The sequence below is a fragment of the Enterococcus malodoratus ATCC 43197 genome (assembly GCF_000407185.1).
In the GTDB taxonomy this organism is placed as follows: Bacteria; Bacillota; Bacilli; order Lactobacillales; family Enterococcaceae; genus Enterococcus_A; species Enterococcus_A malodoratus.
The window spans coordinates 588,383-612,224 of the sequence record NZ_KE136482.1 but is presented as its reverse complement, the minus strand read 5'-3'; the positions used below and the strand labels follow the sequence as shown (position 1 = coordinate 612,224).

Genomic DNA, 23,842 nt, shown 5'->3' with positions numbered 1-23,842 from the left:
TTAGCAGAGTGCTAATCTAATAATGAAGAAAAATGGAGGCGCAGCAAATGAGTAATGTAAAGAAATTTTTGTTAACAGCGATGGTTGGAGTCGTCGCATTAATTCTGGAATTTGGTTTCCATCAAAATCAATGGGCTTTTTGGCTTGTTTCGATCGTTGGTGGAATCATGACGATCTCGATGCTGATTGGGATGATCAAAACACTGCGCTCAGGAAAATATGGAGTAGATATTTTAGCAATTACCGCAATCGTAGCAACATTACTGGTTGGGGATTACTGGGCCAGCTTGGTAGTTTTGATTATGTTGACCGGCGGAGACAGTTTAGAAGATTACGCTAGTCATCAAGCAAGTCGCGAATTGCGTTCACTTTTAGATAATTCACCACAAGTCGCTCATCGAATCGATGGGGAAGAGATCAGTGAACTTGCTGTCGATGAGGTGCAGGTTGGTGATTTGATTTTAGTTAAACCTGGTGAGTTGGTTCCAGTCGATGGTCGGGTAGTTGCAGGAGAATCTTCTGTTGATGAATCCTCTTTAACAGGGGAATCTAAACCGATCGAAAAAAAATTACATGATGAGTTGATGTCTGGTTCGATCAATGGTGATGCGGCGCTTCGGTTTAAAGTAACCAAGTCAGCGAAAGACAGCCAATATCAAACATTAGTTAAACTAGTCAAAGAATCCGAAGCTAAACCGGCTCACTTTGTTCGATTGGCTGATCGGTATGCGGTACCTTTCACCCTTATTGCTTATGTAATTGGCGGTGTTGCATGGTTCGTTTCAAAAGATCCGGTTCGTTTCGCAGAAGTTTTAGTCGTTGCATCACCTTGTCCACTGATTTTGGCAGCACCAGTTGCACTCGTAGCAGGGATGAGTCGTTCGAGTCGAAATGGTGTCGTAGTAAAAACGGGAACGACGATTGAAAAATTGGCTCGAGCACAAAGTATTGCTTTTGATAAAACCGGAACATTAACGGAAGGAAAACTTTCAGTCGAAGATATTCATGTTACTGCTGGCGACTTTTCAAAGGAAGAGTTGATTACCTATGTGGCTAGCGCAGAACAAGAATCTAGTCATATTTTGGCTCGCTCATTGGTTGCTTACGCAAAAGAAGAAAAGCTCACATTATTTCCAGTAGCAGATTTGGAAGAAGTAACAGGTGAAGGAATCCGAGCAACTATTAATGGCAAGAAAATTCGTGTTGGAAAAGCGTCTTTTGTTGGTTCAAAAATCGAATTGAGTAATGAACATACAGCTGTCTATGTTTCCTTGGATGATCAATCCATCGGGTACATTACTTTTACTGATATTGTTCGTAGAGAGTCCGCAGATACAATTAAACAATTAAAAGAACTAGGAATTAAGAAGACGATTATGCTGACGGGTGACCATCAGTCAATCGCAAATGAAATAGCCAGTGAAGTTGGCATCACTGAAGTTCATGCGGAATGTATGCCGGAAGAAAAAATCAATGTGTTAAAATCTTTAAGTGAAGAAGACCGGCCTGGGATCATGGTAGGTGACGGAGTCAATGATGCGCCGGCTTTAGCAGTTGCTGATATTGGTATCGCAATGGGGGCTCATGGATCAACTGCTGCCAGTGAGAGTGCAGATGCAGTAATTTTAAAAGATGATTTAAGTCGAGTCTCAGAGGCCGTTCGTTTATCTCAAGATACGATGCGCATCGCAAAACAATCGGTTTTGATTGGAATCGTCATTTGCGTAGTTCTGATGTTGATTGCAAGTACAGGAATAATTCCCGCTCTATTAGGAGCCGCTTTGCAAGAAGTAATTGATACAGTTTCAATCTTGTCCGCTTTGAGAGCAAGAAAAGATCGCTAAGCTAGATTAATACTATAAATAAAAACCAGCAAAATTTCAAAAACGAAATTTTGCTGGTTTTTTAATGATGTCCGTTCGTCCGTTGCGGGGTGTCGTTATGATGAACGCGTGGCGCTTGTTGCTGAGTTGCCTGTTGTTGATTAGCTTGTTGCTGAACTTCTTGTTGTGCTTGATAGTCCGTGTTGTCTTGTGGCGATTCTACATAGGTTGTTGTTTCAGGTACTTGTTGTTGAACAATATTTTCTTGGGTAATTGATTCATTCGTCTCATTTTCGCTAGTCTGTACAACGGCCGCCCGCGCTTTGGAATCGTTTTGACGTTTTTGAGTGACTGATTTTGCGGTCGTTTGTTTTCCGTACTGGTCTAAAACACGATTTTGTAAAATGCTACAGTTTTGTGGTGTTTTATAAATATTATTGATCCTATGGTAGTGCATTTGATTCAGCGCGTGATGTGTAGATGCAGCTTCAACTGTGTTAGTCGAAATACTTAAAAAGCCGATAAACATCAACAAACTAATTGCTATTTTCTTTTTTCCCATGCTAATCTCCTCCTCAACTATATGATAAGAAGTAAATGTGTCAAAAGTGTGGCAATTAGAGATAGGGAAGTAAAAGGATCATTCTAAATCTATTTTCATCGGCCTCTGCCCGAATTTTTCCTTGGTGTCGATGAATGACTTGTTTTGCGATAGCTAACCCAAGGCCGGTACCCGAAGTATGATTCTGTTCAATCCGTTGAAAAGAATCAAAAAGATGGGAAACATCCGTGAGTGGCTCCATCAATGAATTCTCAAGGATAAGTTCCAAATATTCTCCTTTTTCGGTAATTTGTAAAGTAATCATTGAGCTGTTTGGTGCATACTTATTGGCATTATCAATTAAAATTTTTAAAGCTTGTGTGATCCGTAAATAATCTCCATTGATCATTCTTGGAGTGTCCAATTGATTAGAGATTTGGATTTGCTGCTGCTTTTCCTTCAAAGGCAAACGATAGCTGCGAATGGCATCATCAATACAATCCAGAAGGTTAATCTTTTCTTTTTGCAATCGAAACTCGACGGATTGCAAGCGGCTTAGTTCCAAAAGATCATTGACTAATCGCTCAAGGTTGGTGCTTTCTAGTAAAAGCTGTTGCAAATAAGCTTTTTCTTCAGCTGAGTTTAACAGACCTTCGTTGATTGCCTCCAAAGAGCTTTTGATAACCATAACTGGTGTACGCAGCTCATGAGATATCTGCGACAGAAAATCTTTTTCAGCCTGTGTTTTATTTTCACGTGCTTTCTTTGCCGTAGTCAGACGTTGGCTTAAAAGCTTAAGCTGGTCACCAAGTTCTTGCAGCTCATCTTTAGTTTGGATCGCAAGTGGAGCCTGATAATTTTCTTGTGCAAGTTGATCAGCATAAATTCGCATCTCCTCGATTGGCTTAACAAAGCGCTTCGATAAACGCCATGCCAATAAACTAGCGATTAGAACGGAGACAATTAAGCTCACCAGCAGCATCCAATAGCCAGATAGCTGATTCTTATGGATGGCATCCACTTGAGAGCGCATTAATACCACGCCTTTGATCTTTCCATCTAAAAGAATCGGTGTGCCGACGCTTAATTCCTGCAATTGGAAAAATTCGCGTTTTTTTGCCACCTGCGTCTTTTTTGTTTTGAAAGTGTCGGTTACTAGATCTTTGGCATTAGCGGGCGGGTGCCCTTGATTGAGATGATGATAATCAATAAGCGAATTCATTTGCTCGTCTAAAATCCAAATATCCTCGCCCGCAATTTGATTCAGAAAACGCAAAAAAGCACCGTATCCATTAGAGGAGCTATCATGATTCGTGTGAGAGCGCGGAGTATTTTCAAAATAATCGGCTAGCGTCTTACTGATCAGTTCACTGCGATGGGTCATTTCTTCTTGATGAAGATCCTCCGTTTGTTTCGCAAAAAGAATGCCGAAGAAAAGGGCGATCATTGTCGCAAAAACCAATAATAAGCCGACAAATTGCTGTATCAGCCGAGTTGTGATTTTTTTCATGGCGTTTCCTCGATTCGATAGCCTTTACCCCAAACGGTCTCGATTTTACAATCGGTAACGCCAGCATTATTCAGCTTTGCTCTCAATCTTTTGATATGGCTGTCAACCGTCCGGCTATCACCGTAATAATCATAGCCCCAAACCGCATCTAACAGATTATCCCGAGTAAAAACTTTTTTAGGATATTTTGCGAATAGAATTAATAACTCAAATTCCTTTTTAGTCCGTTTGATTTCACGATTGTGAGCGAACACTTGTCGATTTTCTAAATGCAAGCTTAAAGAACCCAGAGCTAACTGATCTACAATCGCTTCTTTTTCAAAATGAATGCGCCGCATAATCGCTTTGATTCGATAGAGAACTTCTTTAGGTGAAAAGGGCTTGATAATATAGTCGTCGGCACCAATTTCTAAACCTAGAATACGATCGGCATCTTCTGATTTTGCTGTGATCATGATAATAGGGACAGTTGATTTTTCTCGAATACTCTGACAAATCTCAAAACCATTCAGGTTCGGCAACATAATGTCTAATAAAATAAAATCAACTGGATGCGTATCGAAGTAAGGAAGGGCTGCTTTTCCATCACAAACAGTCGCTGTTTCATAACCAGCATCATTCAAATAGCGAGTTAAAACATTCACGATTTGCTCATTGTCTTCAATTATCAGGATTTTCATGGTGTTCTCCTTCTTAGTATCAATTGGTTTAAGTATAGCTTAATTCAATAATGGAATGAGAGAATACCCGAAAAAAACAGCACAAAATTGTTGTGCTGTGATAGTTATAATAGAAATTCAAGCGGCTTGATGATCTTACTTATCAAAGTTAAAAGCTTTTCCTTTGTAGGATGGACGATGCGCGGATGACGGTCGCTCTTTTTATAAGTCGTTTGATTTTTGACTTGCAAACTCTCGGCTTGATAGCTTGTCATAATTTCTTTCAACTGATCATGAAAACCCGGACTATCAATAAAGACCATGTTCTCACTACTTAAAAAGGCAGACCTAGAATCCAGATTAAATGAGCCGACTGCACCAACTCTTCGATCGAGCAGCAAAGCTTTATGATGAAGAGAACCGTCGCCTTGGTATTCCCAGATGTCCATTTTGCTGTTTAACTGTTCTTTTTGTTTCAAATAACCTGCGTAAGCGAATAAGTTAGGTGAGGTAGCCGCGGAATTAGTAATTAAAGATAGCTTATCAGGCAGCTGCCGTGTTTGAAATTGCTTCATTTTATCAGAAATTATCACATAAGGACTTTGTAAAGTTGCCTCTTGAGAGTCTTCCAAAAAATGAACTATTTTCTGCCAAACCACAGGTGATTTAACAATCTTCCCCACCGGATTATGAATCAGCATTCCTGCATTAATCCTATGGAACGACAAATTTGAAAGGACGTCTTGTCTAAGCACCAATTCATGTCGATTGCGTGCTTTTCTAATTTCATTTTGCAGGTTTTTTACTGCTTTTCCAGTAAAAGGGCGTGAGGAATGAGATTTGTCTACCGCATAAGGGGCCTTCCATAGTTCGTTAAAATAGACGTTTCCTTGCTTGATTAATGAGTTTTTTGAAGGCTGGCCATCTTTTTTTATAATCAAATCAAAATCGTAGGTTGCTTCATAATCTTTTGATTTCAGCATGAAACGATTGCCAATATTACGTCCGGAAGAAATAAAATAATTATCGTCAACTAGAATAAGCTTGTCATGGAGAATGTTATTGACTTCCCATGGCTTCAAAAGATTCAGGCCGCCAATTGTTTTGATCTCAATATTTTCTTCATCACGAAAAATTTCGAAAGGGATTCGACTGGTAATGGTCATTTCAGTAGCTAGACTATTCAGAAGTAATTTAACCTTTACACCGCGCTGTGCGGCTTCTAATAATTTTCCGATAAAAATTAGACCGCTGTCATCATCGGATATAGCATATTGGGAAACAAATAACGTTTCCTTAGCTTCATCAACTAGTTGACAGCGTAAAGCCAAGGCCTGATTTAGATCGGCGGTAACACAGGCTGATTCGTTTTGAATTTTGTTTGTATAGAGAGTTTTCAAAGGTTTAGGATCGCTCTTTTTAGCATCTTTGGTGACTGAATTGATTTGCTGAATATTGTAAAAGCAAACAGAAAGACCCAGATAAATGAAGTAGACTAGTAATCCAAGACCAATTTTTTTAAGCAAAGAAAAGAAGCGCATTCTACCATCCCTCCAGTCACAGAAAAAAGAAACTTCTATATTAATAGTTTATCATATAAAAAATATAGAAGAATAATTATGAAAGAAATGATGTAAACAAAAAAAGACAGTATTTAAGTCCAATTGAGCAATAATTTACAATCTAAATTTTTTGAAAGCGTTTTTTGTGTCAACGGCACCTTTAAAATGTAGGAAAACGGCAATTTAAAATTGTTGGTTTTCCTACATTTTTGTATGCTCTTCTTATCCCAAATGAAATGGAGGCTCAGGGATGAGAAAAGACATACGCGAAGGAGTGATGATCTACATGATCAATGAAATCAAACCCAATTATGCTGCACTGGCAAAACAATACGACTGCGACTACCGAACAGTTAAGCGTGCTTACGAAGAAGCTCAAGATAAAGAATCAAAACCTCCAGAACGTAAGAAGCGCCCGAGTAAGTTAGGTCCCTACAGAGAAATCATCCAAGATAAAATTAAAGACCAATGCAGTGCTTACAGTATTTTTAAGTTTATTGAGCGCAAAGGATTTGGAGGAAGCTACAGTTTAGTAAAGACCTATTGTCGTCAGCTTAAGCAGGCGAAAGTACACAAGGCAACCGTCCGAGTCGAACATAGTCCCGGGCTTTCTGCTCAGGTTGACTGGAAGGAAGATATGCGACTAATCAGTAATCATGGCGAAATTTTTGAATTCAATATCTTTTTGTACGTCTTGCCATATTCCAAGAAAAAATATGTCACACTAACTTTCGACCGGAAACAAGACACACTCTTTGAGTGCTTAGATGACGCGTTTTATCAAACCGGTGGCGTTCCCAAAGAAATCTGGTTCGATAATATGAAGACAGTCGTTGACCATTCTCGTAGTCAGTTTTCCAAACCGCATTTCAATGAACGTTTTTATGCCTTCAGTAAGGATGCCGGCTTCACGCCCATTGCCTGTCGGGCATTTCGCCCGCAAACAAAGGGCTGTGTCGAAGCTTTAGCCAGGACTGTTGACCGCCTACGGGTCTATAATCATGAATTTTATGATGCCGTTGAGCTGTGCCATTTAGTGAATGACCTTTGTGTTGAGCTAAATAACGAGGTTTCTCAATCAACTGACCAAACACCAGATGATCGTTGGCAGACAAACGAAAAAGAGCACCTGCATCCATACCCAAAAAACCTTTTGAATCCCTATTTTGAAGACTTTATTCGCCGTAAAGTCACCAAGGAAGCAATGGTCATTTTCCGTAAATGCAGGTACTCTGTGGCGCCTCGCTATATCGGTAAAGAAGTCGAGATCGAACTCTCCGATAAAGAAGACCAAGTACAGATTTATTATAACGGAGAACTGATTCGGTCGCATCCATTAACGACAAAACAACTGAACTACCACGAGGAAGACTATTTCCAAATCTTGAAATCCGATGTCATGAGTCACAAAGAAGACGATGAAATCAGAGCGTATACTCGTGAAAGTCTCAAGCAATATGATCTGGTGGAGGTTGCTGATGAAGAATAGCCATTACCAAGAACTGATGACCAACTTAGAGACTCTTGGTTTGAATCATATGCGGGAATATGTTCCTAACTACATCGAAGTGGCCAATCGAGAGGAGCTTTCTTTAACGGAAGCCCTTCTTGAGCTGACACGCAGAGAAGTGGATCATCAAAATAAGCAAAAAATGAATCGTGTGGTGGCACGCGCCCGCTTTCCTAAGAGAACCAGCCTGGAAGAGTTTGATTTTGCCTTCCAGCCAAGTATCAATAAGCGTGAAGTACTAGACTTAAAGCACATGGGTTTTGTGGAAAAACATGAGAACTTAGTCTTTATCGGCAGTCCTGGTGTGGGCAAGACGCATCTGACGATTGCATTGGGAATTGAAGCATGCCGTCAAGGCTATCGGACACTATTCATCACCTGTCATGAGCTACTTTTGCGTCTGCGAACAGCCTATGAAAAAGGTACCCTAGAACGTGTCCTCAACCGATACGCTCGCTATGACGTCTTGATTATTGATGAAATTGGCTATCTTCCGATTCATAAACAAGAAGCTGATTTATTCTTTCAGCTTCTTGCCATGCGCTATGAACACCGCTCTACGATCATTACGACGAACATTGTCTTATCTCGTTGGGGCGAGTTGTTCCAAAGTCCTGAGATCGCAGCTGCCATCCTTGACCGTTTAGTACATCACGTCAAAGTGTTCAAGATTACAGGCAAGTCTTATCGTATGAGAGACAAGATCTAAAGTGTCGATTGCCGACAATTATTACTGCCGAAAACCTACATTTTTATCCTGCCGAAAACCTACAATTTTAAGCTGCCCTTGACATTTTTGTTATGATACACTGATTTTGTAAGGTTCACTTCAACGATTTATTTATTAGAAAAGGGGCTGTTCACTTCATTATTTACATGTAAACCTAGGCAATCTAGCAGTAAATATTTTCATTTAGAAAAATAAATCATTTAGAAAGAGCGAGGTGTGTAAACATGTTTTCTTTTCGAGACCGATCTAAGATGATTGATAAATTGAGTGATCAAACGTTTGATTTGGTGATTATCGGCGGCGGGATCACGGGTGCGGGAGTAGCATTGCAAGCGGCGGCTTCTGGACTTTCAGTGGCGTTATTAGAAATGCAAGACTTTGCCGAAGGAACATCCTCACGATCTACTAAGCTAGTACACGGAGGACTGCGTTATCTTAAAACTTTTGATGTCGAGGTAGTGGCAGATACGGTAAGCGAACGAGCAATTATTCAGGGAATTGCCCCGCATATTCCGAAAGCGGATCCAATGATTCTGCCGATTTTTGATGAACCGGGATCTACCTTCAATTTATTTTCCGTCAAGGTAGCGATGGATCTCTATGATCATTTGGCGGGAATTACCGGTGGTAAATATGCTAATTATATGTTGAGTAAGGAAGAAATATTAGAGCGAGAACCACAATTAGAATCAAATGGATTATTAGGCGGCGGCGTTTATTTAGATTATCGCAATAATGATGCCCGACTAGTGATTGAAAATATTAAACGAGCAGTTTCAGACGGCGCAATTGCAGTTAGTCGCATGAAGGTAGAAGAAATCGTCCATGATGAACATGGCAAAGTTTCAGGTGTAAAAGCCAAGGATTTATTGAATGACCAAGTAATCGACATCACTAGCAAATTAGTGATCAACACAGCAGGTCCATGGTCTGATTTTGTTAATAAATTAGATAAAAAGATTGACCATAAACCGCATATGCGTCCAACGAAGGGTGTACATTTAGTCGTTGATGGGGAAAAATTGAAGGTTCCGCAGCCGACATATTTTGATACAGGCGAGAATGATGGACGGATGGTTTTTGTCATTCCTAGAGAAAGCAAGACCTATTTTGGAACAACGGATACAGACTATCAAGGGGATTACAATCATCCGACAGTTGAGCAATCCGATGTAGATTATCTATTAAAAATCGTCAATCGTCGTTATCCTGAAGCGGACTTGACGGTGAATGATATTGAAGCAGCCTGGGCAGGATTACGTCCGTTAATCAGTGAAGCTGGCGGCGATTACAATGGGACAAAAAAAGAAAAAATCAGTGATGAAAACTTCGAGAAGATCATAAAGGCGGCAGGAGATTATTCCAACGGCAAACAATCACGTCCGCAAGTGGAAAAAACAATCACGAATGCCGCAAAGGAAGAGCCGAAAGACAATCCATCCGCAGTTTCGCGAGGCAGTGATCTGACCATAGCTGAAGATGGACTCTTAATTTTATCCGGCGGAAAGTTGACTGATTATCGATTAATGGCTACTGGTGCAATGAAGAAAATCGTTTCCTTATTGCCAGAGAATGAGTTTGAGTTAATCGATTCCGAAAACTATCCAGTGTCTGGCGGAGAAATCGATCCGAAAAACGTTGACGAAGAATTAGAAGAAATTGCTAAAAAAGGTGAAAAACAAGGTTTGAGTGCTGAGGACGCCAAATATTTAGCAGAACTTTACGGATCGAACGCAGAACAGGTTTTTGCAATGAAGGATCAGGGAACATTTGAAGGATTATCATTAGCTGAGTCTATGTCATTACGTTATGCCATGGAAGCTGAGATGACCTTGACACCGGTAGATTATTTATTGAGGCGAACCAACTATATGCTGTTTATCAGCCATCGTTTGATGGAAATCAAGGATGCAGTTGTAGATGCTATGGCCAACTATTTTGAATGGGATGCTGCATTGAAGAAATCCTATCAAGCCGAATTAGAGCAGCAAATCAAAGAAACACAATTAACGGATTTAAAAAAGTAACAAATATATTATAAAAGGAGTGGGAACATGGAGTCTTATATCATGTCAATCGATCAAGGAACAACGTCAAGCAGGGCAATCGTTTTCGACAAAGCTGGTAAGGAAGTAAGTTCTTCGCAAAAAGAATTCACTCAACATTTTCCAAAACCAGGCTGGGTAGAACATGATGCAAATGAGATTTGGAACTCGGTTCAATCGGTCATTGCAGGAGCACTTATTGAGGGCGGATTGAAGCCAAGTCAAATCGAAGGAATAGGTATCACGAACCAACGTGAAACAACCGTCATTTGGGAAAAAGAAACAGGCCATCCAATTTATAATGCAATCGTCTGGCAATCAAAACAAACGAGTGATATCGCGGATGAATTAAAAGAACAAGGCCATTCAGAAATGATTCAGAAAAAGACCGGTTTGCTGATTGATTCATATTTCTCAGCGACAAAAATCAAATGGATCTTAGATCATGTTGATGGTTCTCGTGAGCGGGCAAGAAATGGTGAATTGCTATTTGGAACGATCGATACATGGCTGGTTTGGAAATTAACCGGTGGGAAAGTTCATGTCTCTGACTACACAAATGCCAGCCGTACTATGATGTTCAATATTTACGATTTGGAATGGGATCAAGAAATTCTGGATCTGCTAGATATTCCAAAGGAAATGCTGCCGGAAGTAAAATCCAACTCAGAAATTTACGGACATACCGAAGACTATCATTTTTACGGAAATAAAGTTCCAATTGGCGGTATGGCGGGAGATCAGCAAGCAGCATTAGTTGGTCAACTAGCTTTCGATAAAGGAACTGTAAAGAACACATACGGAACAGGCGCGTTTATCGTAATGAATACTGGTGAAAAGCCAATTCTTTCTGACAATGGATTGTTGACTACAATTGGCTATGGGCTCGATGGCAAAGTAACATATGCCTTAGAAGGAAGCATCTTCGTGGCCGGTTCTGCTATTCAATGGCTGCGTGATGGACTAAGAATGTTCCAATCAGCTCCGCAATCAGAAGATTATGCAAAGCGTGTAGATAGTAGTGAAAATGTTTATGTCGTTCCTGCCTTTACCGGCCTTGGGGCTCCTTATTGGGATCAGCAAGCTCGCGGTGCAATCTTTGGTATAACACGCGGAACAACTAAAGAACATTTTATTCGGGCAACACTTGAATCACTTGCTTATCAAACTGCTGATGTAGTGAAGACAATGGCGAAGGACTCTGGAACTGACATCAAATTATTGAGAGTTGATGGCGGTGCATCGAAAAATGATCTGTTGATGCAATTCCAAGCGGATATCCTCCAAACACCGGTTGAACGTGCTTCTTATTTAGAAACAACCGGACTTGGTGTAGCTTATCTAGCAGGTCTAGCGGTGGGCTACTGGAAAGATATTGATGAAATCAAAAAATTCGCTTCAGATGGTCAGCGTTTCGAACCGGAAATGAAGAAAGAAGTCACTGAAGACCTTTATGAAGGTTGGCAAGAAGCAGTTCAGGCTACGATGCAATACAAACATCAACCGAAAGAACAATAGTCTAATTAAGCCAGCCGCGCAGCGAAACAAAACCTTTATGAGAGAAAAAGGGCTGTGTTGGCTGGCATAATAAAAAACTAAGGGGGAATGTTTCATGGATACGAGCATGTCAACGCAGGTAATTGGAGAAATTATTGGAACGATGGTTTTAGTACTACTAGGTGATGGAGTGGTAGCTGGTGTAAGCTTGCGCAAAACTAAGGCTGAAGGTGCCGGCTGGATCGCTATTACACTAGGTTGGGGTGCCGCAGTTACGATCGGTGCTTATGCTGCGGGGTATATGTCCTTTGCACATCTAAATCCAGCAGTGACCATTGGTATGGCAATTGCCGGAAAAATTGGTTGGGATATGGTTGTTCCATATATATTGGGACAAATGATTGGCGCAATTATTGGTGCAGTGCTAGTGTATATTCATTACTATCCTCATTGGAAGGAAACCAAAGATTCGGCAGCAATTTTAGGTGTATTCTCAACGGGACCTGCGATTCGAAGTCTAGGTGCCAACTTGATTAGTGAAATTATCGGAACCTTTATGCTGGTTTTCGCTTTGTTAACTTTTGGAATGAGCAAGTTTGGTGATGGCTTGAATCCAATTGCGGTTGGGATCTTAATTTTAGTTATTGGACTATCACTTGGCGGGACCACTGGTTATGCGATTAATCCAGCTCGAGATCTGGGTCCTCGGATTGCCCATGCTTTTCTGCCAATTCCAAATAAAGGAGACTCCGACTGGGGCTATTCTTGGGTACCAGTAGTTGGACCAATCATTGGTGGTATTTTGGCTGCCCTGTTGTTCATGGTCCTGCCTATGTAACAATTTGATCAAATTTAAAAGTATACATTTATTTTCTTCTAATTAACAGAGGATTGTTTGGAAGAAGAGTGATTGATTTAGCGATTATAAAGGATAAAAAATATCTTAAAGGAATATGGAGGAAGAGCAAGTGAAAAAAATTATCAATGACCCAAAGAATGTCGTAGATGAAATGGTCAGCGGATTGGTTGGCGCGTACCCGGATTATGTGAAGCAAGTTCCAGAAACACTGGTAGTAACTCGTAGTGACGAGTATGATCAAGTGGCATTAGTCAGCGGCGGCGGCAGCGGTCACGAGCCTTCTCATGCCGGATTTGTCGGGGATGGAATGCTAAGTGCTGCGGTTTGCGGACATGTGTTCACTTCGCCGACTCCAGACCAAATTTATGAAGCAATCAAAGCGACTAATAAAGGAAAAGGAACATTAATGATCGTCAAGAACTACTCAGGCGATGTCATGAATTTTGATATGGCCAAGGATCTAGCAGCGATGGATGACATCGAGGTGGATTCTGTTTTAGTAGATGATGATATTGCGGTAGAAGACAGCACGTTTACCCAAGGTCGTCGCGGTGTAGCCGGAACAGTCCTTGTTCACAAAATTCTAGGTGGTTTGGCTCGTGAAGGCAAAACGGTCTCAGAATTAGCAAGTTATGGAAAAGATTTAGTAAATGATATTAAAACGGTGGGAATCGCCTTATCTGGAGCAACTGTTCCAGAGGTCGGCAAACCTGGCTTTGTTTTAGCTGATGATGAGATGGAGTTCGGTGTCGGAATTCATGGCGAACCCGGCTATCGTCGTGAAAAGATCAAACCTTCTTATGACATCGCTAAAGAAATCATTAGCAAACTTAAAGCAGAATTCAATTGGCAAGCTGGTGAGAAATACGGATTATTCGTTAATGGTATGGGAGCTACGCCATTGATGGAATTGTTTATCTATTTTAACGATGCGAAAAAAATTCTTTCAGAAGAAGGGATTGAGATCACCTTTAGTAAGGTCGGCAACTATATGACTTCACTTGAAATGGCAGGTGCATCAATTACCATGATCAAATTAGACGAAGAACGTTTGCGCTTACTAAATGAACCAGTTCATACAATCGCTTGGTAATTAATTGAAAATTGAACTCAGTCCGGGTCTAAACATCATTTATATCTGGACTGAGATTTATACTATCGTAAGCAAAAAGTATTCAAGGAGGCCCACTATGTTTACACCAGAAAATTTGCGAAAAACCCTAGAACTATTTAATGAAAAGATTCAAATCAAGAAAGATTATTTGAGCGAGCTAGATACACCGATTGGCGATGGCGACCATGGAAACAACATGGCCCGCGGCATGGATGCGGTTATGGCGGCGGATTTATCAGGCGATTTGCCTGCTATTTTCAAGGCGACCGCAATGGCGTTGATCAGCAAGGTTGGTGGAGCATCAGGTCCTCTCTATGGAACAGCTATGATGGAAATGATGAAAGCCAGCAAAGACTCAAATGATCCGGAAATGTTATTGAAGGCTGCTGTTGCCGGAATTGAAAAAAGAGGCAATTCTACAGCAGGTGAAAAAACAATGTTAGATTTATGGGTGCCGGCAGTAGAAAATTTAAATAACGGCACTTTGAATCCAGCAACAATCGAAATATTGGTTGAAAAAACAAAAAATATGAAAGCGACAAAAGGCCGTGCGTCCTATCTCGGCGAACGCTCAATTGGGCATATTGATCCTGGAGCGATGTCGTCAGCATATTTATTTGAATCGATGATTGAGGCAGGTGTCTTTAATGAGTAGAGGTGTAGTGCTAGTATCCCATACGAAAGAAATACCAGAAGGATTAAAACGATTGATTGGTGAAGTCGCTAAAAATGTTCCTGTCACAACTGCCGGAGGATTGGAAGATGGCGGTATCGGGACTTCGATGGAACGAATCTCACAAGCTATCGAGGAAAATTCAGCTGATGAGTTGTTAGCTTTTTATGATCTAGGCAGTGCCAAAATGAACTTAGAGCTGGCAATTGAAATGACGGAGAAAAAGGTGACTCTTTTCGATACGGCATTTGTTGAAAGTGCCTATACTGCCTGCGCGTTATTAGCGGCAGATGCAGAAGAGACCGAAATCGAAAAGCAATTAGCAGAATTGAAAATCAAATAGAATTTATGAATAGATTAGAGAAATCAGGTAAAACTGATTTCTCTTTTTTGTTTTTAAATAACGCTAATTTAAGAAACGTATTGATTTTCTTTTTTTGATCTTTAAAAGAAAATCAGGTTCAAAATTTTTTTTGTGCTATGATTTTTTTTAAAGGGGGAAACATAATGGAAAAAATCAAAGAAACACCATTGCAAACAGAGTTAGTAGAAATTCGCCGCCATTTACATCAAAATCCAGAGGTCGGAATGGACCTGCCAGCTACAAAGGATTTTGTGTGGCAAAAACTGGTGGAATATGGCTATGAGCCGCTAGCCTGTGGCAAGATGGGTATCACCTGCACAATCGGTCAAGGAGAGAAGACCTTTTTATTGCGCGGTGATATGGATGCGCTTCCACTTAATGAGGATACGGATTTGCCGTTCCGATCAGAAAATGGAGCGATGCATGCTTGCGGACACGATATGCATACAACTATGCTATTAGGCGCAGCGAAGATCTTAAAGGAACGAGAAGCCGAATTGACTGGAGTAGTAAAACTTCTTTTCCAACCAGGCGAAGAGATTTTACAAGGTGCGAAGGATTGCTTGGAAGCTGGCGTATTGGAAAATCCCAAAGTCGATGCCGGAGCGATGATCCATGTATTTCCGTTTAAAGACCTGCCGATTAAAAATGTTTTTGTCGCACCCGCTGGAACGTTCATGGCTAGTGCTGATTGGTATGAGATCAAAGTTGAAGGTGTCGGCAGTCACGGATCGATGCCAGAGGTTTCAGTCGATCCAATCAATGTAGCGACTAAAATATACGATGCACTGCAAACTCTATCTGCACGAGAAATCAGTTCAGCAGAACGGTTTGTTTTAACGATCGGTGAGTTTGTCGGCGGAACACCCGGCTCATCAAATGTTATCCCGAATTCAGCATATATGAAGGGAACGCTTCGTACCCTTAAGGAAGAAGTTCGTCAGCAAATCAAAAAACGAATGGTAGAAATTTCAGAATCGATCGGTCAGGCTTTCGGTGCAAAAGTGACGGTTGATTTTACTAACGGCTGCTGCAGTAACGAAATTGATCAAAAAGTGACTGAGACGGTCAAAGCGGGATTGGAAGAAGTTTTTCCAGCGAATGTCCTTCAGCATTCGCCATTGGCAGTCCCAATGATGGGAAGTGAAGATTTTGGCGAGATTAGCCATCAAATTCCAACAACTACGATGTTCATCACTGCGGCCGATACGGAATTAATGCTGCATAATCCGAAAATTGTCTTGGAAGAGGAAGTGCTGAATTTCGGCGCAAATGTTTATGTGGAAGCTGCTTTAGCCTTTTTAGAAAGCGTCTAGCCTATGGGGAAAAGCAAAATTAACCGTTCACTAATCTTAATATTTCTTGGGTATACTTGCGTTTACTTGGATAAAAATATTATTAGTTTGTCGGTGATTCCAATCGCTCAGGACCTAGGAATCAATGCTGGGCAAAAGGGATTAATATTAAGTGCCTTTTTCCTTGGCTACACGCTATTTCAAATTCCATTTGGCTTTTTGGGCAATCGTTTAGGCAGTCGGAAGATCATGACCTTGGCGATTCTGCTTATCGGTGTTTTAATGATTTGTTTAGGTTTTGGCTTTTCGCTGATATATTTATTGATGATACGTTTTGCGGCGGGATCGTTTGCTCACGCAGGGTATCCGTCAGCTGTTAGTGCGTTTGTTACAAGGGAAGTCGAGCCAGCAAAAAGGGGTTCGGTCCAATCGTCTATGATTGCTTCATCAGGTTTTGCGGGAATCGTTGGACCATTGTTGGTAGCGCCCTTATTGACGTTGGTCGGTTGGAAGACAACTTATTTCGTTTATGGCGTAATCGTGTTAGTGATCGGCTTTTTAATGATCAAAGGTATTCCGAAAACGGCTGGCGAGCCCATCGTTTCTGCCAATCAATCGAACATTTCTTTCTTTCAAGTTATCAAAGATCGCAATGTTTGGATCATGGTGCTGGCGGCATTTTTCATCAATGCAGCAGTTTATGGGATGACTGGATGGATCGCATCCTATTTAGTGGATGAATTCAATTTAACGATGAATAGAATGGCAATGCTGAGCGCGTTGATTGGATTTGTGATGATGATCAGTGCGATGTTTGCAGGCTCAATGATCGGACGTCATTTCAAGGATCGAGAAAAACAAGTAATTCTAATTGCTTCGGCACTAGGTGGACTCGTTGCTTTCCTTCTATCAAAAAGTCATTCATTAGTTCTAAGTATGCTATTTTTGGCATTGGCCGTGGCTGCAGCAAGTATTGGTTTTGCGACCTTAATGAGTTTGCCAGTCAAACTTTTTGCAGAACGTGAAGTTTCAACCAAGTATTCGATTATCAATGCAGTAGGTGTTTCTGGCGGATTCTTCGCGCCTATGATCATAGGCTGGTTAGTAAATACGAGTGGATCATATGGCGGCGCCTTCAGTTTCATTGCATTAGTTTTTGTTTTAGCAGGGCTCGTGTCACTCGCTATCCAAACAAAAGATAGTAAACAAGCGATCGGAGAATTAGAACGACAAAAATAGGAATACATTTTCTGAAAGTCATCAGTTTTCTCTGATGGCTTTTTTGTTTGGAAAAATTTAGATGAAAAGTCATATATTATTCAGTACACACTTCAAATAATCGAATTTAATAACAAATATCTGTTATATTGACTAAAAATTTGATAAAATGCATTTGTATTTATAAAAGCGGTTAATTTCCCGAATAGATAGTTGTTTTTTTCGTTCTGAAATCAGGAGGCGCAAAATGGAAAAGAAACGTTTTAAAATGTATAAAAAAGGAAAGAGTTGGGTAATAGCTCCAATCATTTTTCTAGGTATTTTGGTTGCGACAGATTTGGCTGTAGATAAAAATGAAGCTTATGCCGCTGTAGAAACTGCTCAAATCCAGCAGGTAGCAGAAGATGTTCCAATTGAATCGACTACTAATGAGGCTGTAGAACAACCAGTTGGAGGGGAGTCAGAAACAAGTCACGAAGATTTGGTGATTAGTGACCAAACTAAAAGTGTTGAAGAAAACGAGCCGCAGCCAGTTGTTACTGAACAACCTGAAACTACAGTAAATGCGGAAGCAAAAAAAGATATTGAACCGGATAAAGAAATAGATAAAGAAATTCAAGCGCCAAAAGAGGCTGTGACAGAAGTTTCAACGGAAGAAGTCGCGGACGAAACCGTGTCAACAGAGTCCACTGTTGAAGATTCAAAGGCAGAAACGACTTCTGATTCTGAGAATACACCAGAGGCGCCCACCAATGACTCAACAAAAGCGGTTGAGAACCAAACCGTTCAGTCTTCGAATAAGGCTGCGACACAAAGTTCTGCAGCCACAGCGAGATCCGCTGCAGCAAAAGCCGCGAAAATCGCAATCTATCGAGTATACAATCCGAATTCTGGTGAGCATCTGCATACAATGAATGCGGGTGAACGGGATTACTTAGTACGTCTTGGTTGGCGAAATGAAGGAATTAGTATGTATGTGGATGGAACCGGAAATCAACTCTATCGACTGTACAATCCGAATTCTGGTGAACATTTTTACACATTGGTTGCGGGTGAACGGGATAACTTGAAGAAGCATGGATGGCGCTATGAGGGGATTGCCTGGAAAACGCCTAAAACAGGTCAACCAATGTATCGAGTCTTCAATCCAAATGCACGAGGTGCAGGATCGCATCATTACACGATGCTAGTCAGTGAACGAAATGATCTGGTCAAAAGAGGATGGCGAAATGAAGGAATTGCTTGGTATACGGCAGGAGGTTCACAAAGTGTCGCTTCTTATGTTCTGCTAAATGCACCATATATCAATCAAAACAGTGCTGGTTTTCCAATGGGGTGCGAGGCCGCGTCACTGTTGCAGGCTTTGCAGCAAAAAGGCTATGCAAAAAATTATAATCTAAAAAATTTCATCAAGGAAATGCCGATGTCGCCCAATAACAATCCTAATAATGGGTTCTCCGGCAGACCAGATGTGATTAAGCCTAATATTTATCATTCTATTTATGCTAAACCATTAACGCAGTGGGGGAATAAATATGGTAAGGTGGCAGATATCTCGGGAAGTTCTGTTGAGACATTAAAAGATGAGTTGCGGAAGGGCAATCCGGTAGTTGTTTACGTAACGGGAAATTATGCTTCGCCGCGCTATGGAAAATATTGGTGGGGAACTGGAATCGATAATGCGCATGTTGTAACATTGGACGGCTTTAATGAATCAAACAATACCTATCACATATCTGATCCAAACAGCGGAAAATATTGGGTTTCTGCTAGTAAGTTTGAAGCAAGTTATAATTTGAGAAAATCCGCAGTTGTGGTGAGATAACAAAAATATAACCGATGTATCTATGAATACGATGGTTTATCGGCGTTTTTCATGACTAAACTACTCCAATTTATTTTAAAAAAGGACTTTTCACTGATTTTCTGGTGAAAGGTATTTTTATTCTGACTGGAAGACATACAATTTAAGAGAGGGACTTACGTATGTAAATACAGCTGAAAGGATCGGAGTGAAAGAAGATGAAAGCAAGACATTTATTAAAAACAGCGCTTTTTAAGTTTGTTATCGGTTTTATAATGTTGGGGATACTTCTGTTTTTTCCCGCAGGATCGTTCACATTTTGGAACGCTTGGCTATTTATCAGTCTATTATTTCTGCCGATGATTGCTTTGGGCATCATACTATGGCTAAAAGCCCCGGACTTGTTAGAAAAAAGGTTGAATACGAAGGAACGGGAAACTGAACAAAAAGAAGTTATTGCGGGTTCGTTGATCATGTTCATTTTAGGTTTTGTATTAGCGGGATTGGACTTCAGATTTAAATGGAGTATGGTGCCCGATTGGGTAGTCATCATAGCGTCTATTGTATTTTTGGCAGGATATCTGCTGTACGCAGAAGTCATGCGTGAAAATGCCTATCTTTCAAGAACAGTAGAAGTACAAGAAAATCAAACCGTTATCGATACTGGATTATATGGGCTAGTCAGACATCCGATGTATTTTGCGACGTTGCTAATGTTTCTGTCAATTCCATTCATTCTAGGATCATTGTTCGCGGTGCCAATCTTTTTGATCTATCCTTTTTTAATAATTAAGAGAATAATGAATGAAGAGGCGATACTGGCGGAAGAATTAGCTGGTTATAAAGAATACCAGAAAAAGGTAAATTACCGGTTACTTCCATACATTTGGTAATATGATTTTGAGAAATGAATTACATTGTTTTTGATACTAAGCAGTCCTTCCTATTGAAAACCAGTAGTGAGTTTCAATAGGAAGGACAGAGAGTTTATTAAATTCTTCTATCTGGGAAGCGAAAGTCTTTCAACGATGAATTTAAGAAGTGATTGAAGTCTTTCATCAATAAGAATTTTTCAACAGCTTCTGCCGCAAAGTCCTTAGATGTGAGGATTTCTTGATCGGTTAAAGGAAATTCCAAATACATATTTTTGTATTTTAGATAATCAGCGATGGAAGAATCGGCGAATGCCTCGTATCCGCGAGGCATTCTTTTTAGCTGTTTGCCCAGTACAATGAACTGCTTTTTGAACTCAGAATTCTCAATAATGTCAAAAAAAGCTGTTTCATGTTCGATCAATGCTTGACGAATCAGCTTAGTCGCCTCAGAGAACATGTCCGCAAATAGTCCGCCGCCTAAGAAGGACTGATTGTTCGGCTTCAAAAAGATAAAATAGCCACAAGGAATCGGCAGCTTTCCATTTGGTCCGATATGTGCACGCAGTACAGGATTGTATGGTGATTTATCATAACTAAATCGGGTGTCGCGATTGAACTTGAAAGTTAAGTTTTTAGCTGGGATCAACGGAATTTGAGAGTCCCTTTCATGAAGGATTTTCGAGAAGCTATCAACGATCTGATTAAATTCTTGAATAATCTCTATCCGTTCTTGTTTAGTTTCATGGAACCATTCCCGGTTATTATTCTCTTCTAAAGCGGAGAGGTAGGTAAAAATTTTATCATAGGTCATAGATAGCATCCTCCTTGATTAAATCTGAGAATTGCTTTGATACAAGAAGCTCGTTCAAAAATAATTTGGGGTTGAAGGTAGATTGGTAACAAGACAGCGTCTCGAATAGGAGTGTTTGTTCATCTAGAAAATCCATATTCTTTTTTTGTTGGAAAATCTCTGCTAAATCGAGTCTTTTTAAAGAAGAATAGTCAAGTTGTGTCGGATCGAGTCGCTTTTGTTTGATCGCAAAAGGGATTCTTTTTTTGCAGTCGCAAATTCCGCCGGCAACTCCGCAATAATCAGTCAAAAATGTTCCCATTCTTTTTCGCGTGCGAGAAAGTTTTTTTCGGTAAGCGTCTGGTGTGATGCTCAACAGCTCACTTGCTAGCTGACTGTTCATTTTGAACATCGTTCCTAAAATGAACACGCAACGATCCTGTGGACTCAAACATTGCAGCATGATATTCGTACAGGACAGTTTCAATTCCTCCGCCAGTTCCGCTGTTTCTAAGTCATCGAAGGCCAGAACCATCGTTGGGAGCGGTTGTTCAAGGTCTTTTTCCATAAACTCAAAAGTTAACTGTTCACGAAACCCTCTCTTTTTATGATCGTTTATTAAATAGTTGACAGCGATCCGATAAACCCAAGTACTGAAGCGACTTTGCTGCTTGAACGAAGATAGGTTGCTGATAATTTTCAGTAGAATTTCCTGAGTGGCATCCTCTGCATCATAGATATTTCCTAACATTCGTAAGGACAGATTGAAGATACTGTCTTTTACCTCATTCAATAATTCTGTTAGTGAATCGACATCTCCTGCCAATGAAGATTGCACTAACAGTATTTCACGTTTGTTCTGCATCCCTATTTACCTCCTTTATTAATTAGACAAACAAAAATGGTAGGTGTGACACAAAATCCAAATTTTCTCTCTTTATTGTGTCAGATTCCTTTGAAACTGGCTATAGGAATTTTTAAGGTTGAGGAGATGGTCGCTTGTTTACGATTATCAATCAATGAATCTAATATTGACAACTGTTTTATACTGTTATACACTGTTTGCGAAGAGGAGAATTAATCATGAAAATTATTATTCAACACTCATCAATGATGCCAATCTATGAGCAGCTGGTTGAACAGATAAAAGCAGCAATCCTTCAAAATGAGTTAAAAGAAAATGATGCATTACCATCAGTACGATCTTTAGCGAAGGAATTGAAGATTAGCGCACTAACAGTTAAAAAGTCTTACGATGCATTGGAGCAAGAAGGAATGATCACAACTGTACACGGAAAAGGAAGCTTTGTCTGCGGTGTGAATCCTGCGTTGAAATGGGAAGAGCAGCTAAAAGGGATTCAAGATGAACTTGAGGGAATAGTCACTAAGGCACGATTGGTTGGTATGAAAGATAAAGACTTGATGGAACTTTTGGAATTACTACTGGAGGAATCATAATGATTACATTAAAAAAGGTTAAAAAGGAGTACCAAGATTTCCGATTAGATTGTTCTTTGACACTTCAAAAGGGCCGAATTATCGGACTGGTCGGTCGAAATGGTGCAGGAAAAAGTACAGCCTTTAAAATTGCTCTGGGATTGATCCCTTTTGATGATGGAACGGTTGAACTTTTCGGAAAACCAATTAATAAAATCACTGATAAAGATCGTCAGCGTATTGGCGCCTCGTTAGGAGAATCAGGTTTTAATGAACTTTTTTCTATCAAGGAAATTATTTCGATACTTAAAAATTTCTATCCACAGTTTCAAAAACAGTATTTTCTTAAGAAATGTGATGAGTTTCAACTTCCTCTAGATAAGCCGTTAAAGGATTTTTCTACCGGAATGAAGGCTCGTTTAAATGTAATAATCGCAATCAGTCACAACGCAGATCTATTGATTTTGGATGAACCGACTGCTGGGTTGGACGTTATCGCACGAGAAGAAATTCTGAATCTGTTGCAGGAGTATTTAGAGCAGGTTGAATCACGCAGTATTTTAATTAGCTCACATATTTCTACAGATTTGGAACAAATTTGCGATTCTCTGTATTTTATTGATCATGGAGCGATTATTTTAAATGAAGATACGGATGTATTATTAGACGAATACGGCATTCTAAAATTGACTGCTGATCAGTATTCTGATTTAGATAAAGAACACATAGCAAAAGTGCAATCTGCTAGTTTCGGTTACCAATGCCTAACAAAACAGCGGCAATATTATCGTGAGAATTATCCGGATATTGTAGTTGAAAAAGCTAATATTGATGAAATCGTCTTAATGATGATGGGAGGAAATTAAAATGAGAGGACTCTATGTTAAGGATATTCACTTACTGGTTAAACAAAAACTATTTTTTCTAGCAACCATTTTTTTGACTGTGATGAATTCTTATAATCTTGAAAGTTTGGCGATTGTTCCAGCATTGATGCTCTTCTTCTTTGTAACTGTAATTTTTACTACCGTGAGTTATGATGAGATGAATCACGGATTTACCTTTCTGTTTACTTTGCCAATCTCGCGTAAAAAGTATGTTGCTCAGAAGTATTCATTAGCACTCGTTGGTTCAATTGTTGCTTTATTACTTTCTGTGGCAATTGTTCTAATTATGACTACTATACAGGGAAAGTTGATTGATCTGGAGAACTTCAGTTTTACCTTAATCAGTCTGTTCATTGCAGGATCTTTTTACATTAGTTTGATGATGCCGATCCATTTCAAATTTGGTGAAGAGAAAAAAAGAATGATCATGATTATTGTAATGGGTGTGATTTTCTTTTTCGCCTTCTTGGGCAGATCAATGATTGAAAGACTAGGAATCAATTTAAATGCGATTTTCCAACGTATCTCTAATATACCGATTTTACTAACGCTAACGATTGGATTTATTGCAGCATTGGCAGTTTGTATAATTTCCTATAGTCTGTCACTCAGAATTATTGGAAAGAAGGAACTTTAGAATCTTAGACAA

General features: G+C 40.0%; 22 protein-coding genes. 16 read left to right on the top strand and 6 right to left on the bottom strand.

The genetic code is table 11. The features are described 5' to 3' along the window. Positions 1–47 precede the first annotated feature (47 nt). Positions 48–1,844, top strand: coding sequence for a heavy metal translocating P-type ATPase (locus tag I585_RS12785; RefSeq protein ID WP_010742208.1), 1,797 nt, complete (start codon positions 48–50; stop codon positions 1,842–1,844). Between the two features lie 61 nt (positions 1,845–1,905). Here I585_RS12785 and I585_RS12780 read toward each other — a convergent pair whose 3' ends face one another. From I585_RS12780 to I585_RS12765, 4 genes are all read right to left on the bottom strand, one after another. Beyond that, positions 1,906–2,385, bottom strand: a complete 480-nt coding sequence (locus I585_RS12780) for a hypothetical protein (RefSeq protein ID WP_010742207.1) — start codon at positions 2,383–2,385, stop codon at positions 1,906–1,908. Positions 2,386–2,440: 55 nt separating this feature from the next. Continuing rightward, positions 2,441–3,874, bottom strand: coding sequence for a sensor histidine kinase (locus tag I585_RS12775; RefSeq protein WP_010742206.1), 1,434 nt, complete (start codon positions 3,872–3,874; stop codon positions 2,441–2,443). Then, a complete protein-coding gene (locus I585_RS12770; RefSeq protein ID WP_010742205.1) occupies positions 3,871–4,554 on the bottom strand; it encodes a response regulator transcription factor in 684 nt (227 codons plus the stop codon). Before I585_RS12770 ends, I585_RS12775 begins: the two co-directional genes overlap by 4 nt. A 104-nt stretch (positions 4,555–4,658) precedes the next feature. Further along, positions 4,659–6,074, bottom strand: coding sequence for a phospholipase D-like domain-containing protein (locus I585_RS12765; protein ID WP_010742204.1), 1,416 nt, complete (start codon positions 6,072–6,074; stop codon positions 4,659–4,661). A gap of 271 nt (positions 6,075–6,345) precedes the next feature. Here I585_RS12765 and istA point away from each other — a divergent pair, with 271 nt between their 5' ends. From istA to I585_RS12705, 12 genes are all read left to right on the top strand, one after another. Beyond that, positions 6,346–7,584, top strand: a complete 1,239-nt coding sequence (istA, locus tag I585_RS12760; protein ID WP_010739389.1) for an IS21 family transposase — start codon at positions 6,346–6,348, stop codon at positions 7,582–7,584. Further along, positions 7,574–8,314, top strand: a complete 741-nt coding sequence (gene istB, locus I585_RS12755; protein ID WP_010739388.1) for an IS21-like element helper ATPase IstB — start codon at positions 7,574–7,576, stop codon at positions 8,312–8,314. Before istA ends, istB begins: the two co-directional genes overlap by 11 nt. A gap of 245 nt (positions 8,315–8,559) precedes the next feature. Further along, a complete protein-coding gene (glpO, locus tag I585_RS12750) occupies positions 8,560–10,362 on the top strand; it encodes a type 1 glycerol-3-phosphate oxidase (RefSeq protein ID WP_010742203.1) in 1,803 nt (600 codons plus the stop codon). A gap of 27 nt (positions 10,363–10,389) precedes the next feature. Next, positions 10,390–11,898, top strand: a complete 1,509-nt coding sequence (glpK, locus tag I585_RS12745; protein ID WP_010742202.1) for a glycerol kinase GlpK — start codon at positions 10,390–10,392, stop codon at positions 11,896–11,898. Positions 11,899–11,992: 94 nt separating this feature from the next. Further along, positions 11,993–12,715: an MIP/aquaporin family protein gene (locus tag I585_RS12740; protein ID WP_010742201.1), complete on the top strand. Its 723-nt coding sequence runs from the start codon at positions 11,993–11,995 to the stop codon at positions 12,713–12,715. A gap of 130 nt (positions 12,716–12,845) precedes the next feature. Beyond that, a complete protein-coding gene (gene dhaK, locus I585_RS12735; RefSeq protein WP_010742200.1) occupies positions 12,846–13,829 on the top strand; it encodes a dihydroxyacetone kinase subunit DhaK in 984 nt (327 codons plus the stop codon). A 97-nt stretch (positions 13,830–13,926) separates the two neighbouring features. Next, the gene (dhaL, locus tag I585_RS12730) at positions 13,927–14,505 is read left to right on the top strand and encodes a dihydroxyacetone kinase subunit DhaL (protein ID WP_010742199.1); all 579 of its coding nucleotides are present in this window, start codon (positions 13,927–13,929) and stop codon (positions 14,503–14,505) included. Continuing rightward, positions 14,498–14,866, top strand: coding sequence for a dihydroxyacetone kinase phosphoryl donor subunit DhaM (gene dhaM, locus I585_RS12725; RefSeq protein WP_010742198.1), 369 nt, complete (start codon positions 14,498–14,500; stop codon positions 14,864–14,866). Before dhaL ends, dhaM begins: the two co-directional genes overlap by 8 nt. Positions 14,867–15,030: 164 nt before the next feature. After that, positions 15,031–16,203 carry a M20 metallopeptidase family protein gene (locus I585_RS12720; protein ID WP_010742197.1) on the top strand — a complete coding sequence of 391 codons (1,173 nt, stop codon included), beginning with the start codon at positions 15,031–15,033 and terminating at the stop codon, positions 16,201–16,203. Between the two features lie 3 nt (positions 16,204–16,206). Continuing rightward, a complete protein-coding gene (locus I585_RS12715) occupies positions 16,207–17,421 on the top strand; it encodes an MFS transporter (protein WP_010742196.1) in 1,215 nt (404 codons plus the stop codon). Positions 17,422–17,647: 226 nt separating this feature from the next. Then, the gene (locus I585_RS12710; RefSeq protein WP_010742195.1) at positions 17,648–19,225 is read left to right on the top strand and encodes a C39 family peptidase; all 1,578 of its coding nucleotides are present in this window, start codon (positions 17,648–17,650) and stop codon (positions 19,223–19,225) included. A gap of 197 nt (positions 19,226–19,422) precedes the next feature. Then, complete coding sequence (locus I585_RS12705) at positions 19,423–20,097, top strand: methyltransferase family protein (protein WP_010742194.1); 675 nt, start codon at positions 19,423–19,425, stop codon at positions 20,095–20,097. 97 nt (positions 20,098–20,194) lie between these two features. Here I585_RS12705 and I585_RS12700 read toward each other — a convergent pair whose 3' ends face one another. Continuing rightward, positions 20,195–20,890, bottom strand: a complete 696-nt coding sequence (locus I585_RS12700) for a DUF2461 domain-containing protein (protein ID WP_010742193.1) — start codon at positions 20,888–20,890, stop codon at positions 20,195–20,197. Then, positions 20,880–21,734 (bottom strand): RNA polymerase sigma factor, encoded by an 855-nt coding sequence (locus I585_RS12695; RefSeq protein ID WP_010742192.1) that lies wholly within the window; start codon positions 21,732–21,734, stop codon positions 20,880–20,882. Before I585_RS12695 ends, I585_RS12700 begins: the two co-directional genes overlap by 11 nt. Positions 21,735–21,952: 218 nt before the next feature. On the opposite strand from I585_RS12695, the gene I585_RS12690 reads away from it, so the two are divergent. From I585_RS12690 to I585_RS12680, 3 genes are read left to right on the top strand one after another with little or no spacing between them, the layout of a single operon-like run. Further along, complete coding sequence (locus I585_RS12690; RefSeq protein ID WP_010742191.1) at positions 21,953–22,327, top strand: GntR family transcriptional regulator; 375 nt, start codon at positions 21,953–21,955, stop codon at positions 22,325–22,327. Then, positions 22,327–23,172 (top strand): ABC transporter ATP-binding protein, encoded by an 846-nt coding sequence (locus I585_RS12685; RefSeq protein ID WP_010742190.1) that lies wholly within the window; start codon positions 22,327–22,329, stop codon positions 23,170–23,172. Before I585_RS12690 ends, I585_RS12685 begins: the two co-directional genes overlap by 1 nt. Position 23,173: 1 nt before the next feature. Next, positions 23,174–23,830: an ABC-2 transporter permease gene (locus I585_RS12680; RefSeq protein ID WP_010742189.1), complete on the top strand. Its 657-nt coding sequence runs from the start codon at positions 23,174–23,176 to the stop codon at positions 23,828–23,830. Positions 23,831–23,842: the final 12 nt, after the last annotated feature.

Coding starts and splice junctions, on each gene's coding strand:
- I585_RS12775 (WP_010742206.1), bottom strand. CDS start 3,874: ATGAAAAAAATCACAACTCGGCTGATACAGCAATTTGTCGGCTTATTA.
- glpK (WP_010742202.1), top strand. CDS start 10,390: ATGGAGTCTTATATCATGTCAATCGATCAAGGAACAACGTCAAGCAGG.
- I585_RS12720 (WP_010742197.1), top strand. CDS start 15,031: ATGGAAAAAATCAAAGAAACACCATTGCAAACAGAGTTAGTAGAAATT.
- I585_RS12680 (WP_010742189.1), top strand. CDS start 23,174: ATGAGAGGACTCTATGTTAAGGATATTCACTTACTGGTTAAACAAAAA.
- dhaL (WP_010742199.1), top strand. CDS start 13,927: ATGTTTACACCAGAAAATTTGCGAAAAACCCTAGAACTATTTAATGAA.
- I585_RS12785 (WP_010742208.1), top strand. CDS start 48: ATGAGTAATGTAAAGAAATTTTTGTTAACAGCGATGGTTGGAGTCGTC.
- istB (WP_010739388.1), top strand. CDS start 7,574: ATGAAGAATAGCCATTACCAAGAACTGATGACCAACTTAGAGACTCTT.
- I585_RS12685 (WP_010742190.1), top strand. CDS start 22,327: ATGATTACATTAAAAAAGGTTAAAAAGGAGTACCAAGATTTCCGATTA.
- I585_RS12710 (WP_010742195.1), top strand. CDS start 17,648: ATGGAAAAGAAACGTTTTAAAATGTATAAAAAAGGAAAGAGTTGGGTA.
- dhaM (WP_010742198.1), top strand. CDS start 14,498: ATGAGTAGAGGTGTAGTGCTAGTATCCCATACGAAAGAAATACCAGAA.
- glpO (WP_010742203.1), top strand. CDS start 8,560: ATGTTTTCTTTTCGAGACCGATCTAAGATGATTGATAAATTGAGTGAT.
- I585_RS12765 (WP_010742204.1), bottom strand. CDS start 6,074: ATGCGCTTCTTTTCTTTGCTTAAAAAAATTGGTCTTGGATTACTAGTC.
- I585_RS12690 (WP_010742191.1), top strand. CDS start 21,953: ATGAAAATTATTATTCAACACTCATCAATGATGCCAATCTATGAGCAG.
- I585_RS12740 (WP_010742201.1), top strand. CDS start 11,993: ATGGATACGAGCATGTCAACGCAGGTAATTGGAGAAATTATTGGAACG.
- I585_RS12770 (WP_010742205.1), bottom strand. CDS start 4,554: ATGAAAATCCTGATAATTGAAGACAATGAGCAAATCGTGAATGTTTTA.
- istA (WP_010739389.1), top strand. CDS start 6,346: ATGAGAAAAGACATACGCGAAGGAGTGATGATCTACATGATCAATGAA.
- I585_RS12780 (WP_010742207.1), bottom strand. CDS start 2,385: ATGGGAAAAAAGAAAATAGCAATTAGTTTGTTGATGTTTATCGGCTTT.
- I585_RS12695 (WP_010742192.1), bottom strand. CDS start 21,734: ATGCAGAACAAACGTGAAATACTGTTAGTGCAATCTTCATTGGCAGGA.
- I585_RS12705 (WP_010742194.1), top strand. CDS start 19,423: ATGAAAGCAAGACATTTATTAAAAACAGCGCTTTTTAAGTTTGTTATC.
- I585_RS12700 (WP_010742193.1), bottom strand. CDS start 20,890: ATGACCTATGATAAAATTTTTACCTACCTCTCCGCTTTAGAAGAGAAT.
- I585_RS12715 (WP_010742196.1), top strand. CDS start 16,207: ATGGGGAAAAGCAAAATTAACCGTTCACTAATCTTAATATTTCTTGGG.